Source organism: Rhizomonospora bruguierae, from assembly GCF_018397995.1.
Lineage (GTDB): Bacteria > Actinomycetota > Actinomycetes > Mycobacteriales > Micromonosporaceae > Rhizomonospora > Rhizomonospora bruguierae.
Genome location: NZ_BBQH01000004.1, coordinates 1 through 1221, shown reverse-complemented (window position 1 = coordinate 1221; position 1221 = coordinate 1). Strand labels below are relative to the sequence as shown.

General features: G+C 58.6%; 1 protein-coding gene and 1 pseudogene. Both read right to left on the bottom strand.

Annotated features, from left to right (window positions below; translation table 11 throughout):
* Positions 1–99 precede the first annotated feature (99 nt).
* Positions 100–498 carry a hypothetical protein gene (locus KJS59_RS00020; RefSeq protein ID WP_213450095.1) on the bottom strand — a complete coding sequence of 133 codons (399 nt, stop codon included), beginning with the start codon at positions 496–498 and terminating at the stop codon, positions 100–102.
* A gap of 583 nt (positions 499–1081) precedes the next feature.
* Positions 1082–1221: pseudogene (locus KJS59_RS30760) on the bottom strand (transcriptional regulator); the annotation flags it as partial.

The following is a 1221-nucleotide window of genomic DNA, read 5'->3' as shown; positions in this document are numbered from 1 at the left end:
GCACAACCATGCACCCCGGCGCGCAAAGTCACTGAACCAGCACCATATGAAGTGGTCCGCCGATGCTCCACAACTCCGGACTAATCGAACGTTTGGAAATCAAAGAGCCGACCGCTTGCGCCACTCTGCTTCAATTTCGGCGATCATTTCAGTTACGTTCTCATCCGAGAAGACGAACGGGCGCATTTGATCGACCACAGCCTCTCTTTTGGCTTCCGGCGTGGGTAACTCACCCCACATTTCGGCCAGGTAATCGCGTACGGCAGGGCGTTCCATTGCTCGCACCTCAAAGCGACGCCAATCACGCCAACCTTGCGCTTTCTGCGACTCCCCGATTTCTTCGTGATGCGCAATGATCGTCTCAACTAGCCGCTCATGTACGCGACTCAGGAACGGGCTACCTTTCACCGCCCAATCCACATCGGCCGCGTTGAAGCGGATCTCCATCAAGCCCTTCTGAAGTGCGTAAAGCTCGTCGATGTTGTCGACCTCGAACATATTTCCTCATCATCCGAATGGATTCGGGCCATGGAAAACACGTCATCGAGCGTGAATCTGAACGACCCCGTGTGCATGAGCTCGTTGGGTTGTGAGCCAGGCGCCAGTTTAGTCCCAGCGGGCAACCTGAACGCGATCAGGTGGGTTCCTCGGTCCCCGCCCCTTCCCATGAAGAGTGCGTTGCTTGTTTCCTTAGAGCTAAGCATCTCCCTTGTGAAGTATGTGACGCCCTTTGCGTTCGCAGTTACCACACCGCCGTCCATGATTTTGGCGTGACTGCCTTCGGACGTGTAATGGAATACAACATTGTCGTCTAGCGAGTCCGCAAGGTTACCCACGCTGTGCTTCGCTGCATCGCCGCAGTTGTGGACGAGTACCGGGGTGTTGCTGGCTACCACATAGTACGTGTGGCCTCGTTACGGTGGCCGTGGCGAGGTCATGGCGTCGATCTTGGCAGGGAGCTGGGCTTTCGCTCAACCATCTGCTGAAAACTCATCGATTGGCGGCGATTTTGACCGCAGCCGTGACAGCAACGTGGGTGCACGCCGGGTTGAGCGCGCGAGGCGTGATGTCGGTCGGGCGTCTACTTGGTCGGTCGCCTGGTGCTGGTGGCGGGTTTCTTCCGTGCACGGCGGTCGATGAGCCGATCGACGGCGGCGATGCGGCGGTGGAGGCGGGCGGAGCCGGCGTCGATAGCGGTGGTGCCGATGCGGGCGAGAACCC

Coding starts and splice junctions, on each gene's coding strand:
- KJS59_RS00020 (WP_213450095.1), bottom strand. CDS start 498: ATGTTCGAGGTCGACAACATCGACGAGCTTTACGCACTTCAGAAGGGC.